Below are 1,342 nucleotides of genomic sequence, written 5' to 3' on the forward strand. Positions count from 1 at the left end.
GTTCGGCGGGCCCGGCGCCTATGAGCCGAAGCCGCTGATGACGCTGCTCATCGGATAGCTGTAGACCTCCCGCTGACAGCTCGCGCAGCCGGCACTCGGCGCGTGCTCGCTCAGGGACCACAGCTCGGGGGGCTGGTTGTTGCCCCGGCCGTGCTCCATATAGAGATCCTCGGGCCCGACGGAGGACTCCAGCGCCTTGGGGTTGGCCACGAGCTGTCCGGACTGTTCGGTCGCCTGGAGCAGCCGTCCGTTGCTGTACATATTGCTGCGGTGGAAGTACCACTTGCCCTCGTGGCGCAGCACACCCTGGATCTTGTGCCACATGCGCTCGTTGCCGAGGTTCCCGCCGTCCGGCAGCCCGAACGCTTCGGTCGCGTTGACGGTGGTGTTGGGCGCCTCCACGGCCGCCGCCAGCGACGCCATCGGGAAGGTGCCGACCCGGCCGGGGCTGGTGCTGCCGTTCTTGTAGTTGCAGTACTCGCCCAGGGCAAGACTGTCGGTGCCGGTACGGTCCAGGGAGACGTACGACGCCTTCGGGCGGCCGGTGGCGTAGCACTGGTTCTTGTCTGTCGCGCCCGCGTTGCGCGCGGTGGTGAACTTCAGCGTCGCCACCTGAGGCATGACATAGCGGTAGCCGAAGCCGAACCAGACATTGCTCTGGCGGCCGACCTTCCGCTTCTCCTTGACATTGCTCTTCAGACCGTCGGGGGTCGGGTCATGGACATCGGCGTTCTGGTCGGGGTTCAGGTCCATGATCTTGCGCATGTCGAAGACCCGCATGCCGTTGGCGGTGTCGGCGACGTAGAGGTAGTTGCCGTACCAGGTCATGCCTCCGGCGTGGATGCCGTTCTGCGCGCGGCAGCTCTTGGTCACCGGACCGTCGGCCGGACACTTGCCCTCGCGCGCGTGCAGCGCGTCGAAGGAGATGTTGTTGTTCGCGTTCAGATACGGCCAGACCAGCAGGACATGACGGTACTTGCCGGTGGACTGGTTGATGAAGGTGATCCGTACGCCCTTCTCGTTGCAGGCGTCGGAGACGGACGGGTTCTCGCACGTGCCCCGGTCGGCGGCGTAGTCGGTACGCCCCGGGTTGGTCTTGTCGTAGGTGGCGACGACCACGGGGTCGGCGGGGGAGTCGCCCCAGTTCTCGTCCTCCTGCGCGTCGGAGACCCCGGTGATGGCCTGCGGGATCCACTCACCCGACGTCGCGTCGTCGGGTGCCCAGCAGGCGCGGGACCCCGGCTTGAGATTCGGCCCGTAGATCGCGCCCGGTCCGCACGCGCCGTCCCATTTCGCGTCCCGGTTGGCCTGTTCCATCAGTTGGGTGACGCCCTGTTTCGGC

Annotated in this window: 1 protein-coding gene; it reads right to left on the reverse strand. The window is 66.8% G+C overall.

The genetic code is table 11. From position 1 onward, the window contains the following. Nucleotides 1–18: 18 nt before the first annotated feature. A partial coding sequence (locus ACWF94_RS40590) for a hypothetical protein (protein WP_453500330.1) occupies nt 19–1,342 on the reverse strand: 1,324 nt, incomplete at its 5' end.

The organism is Streptomyces sp. NPDC055078 (assembly GCF_053607985.1).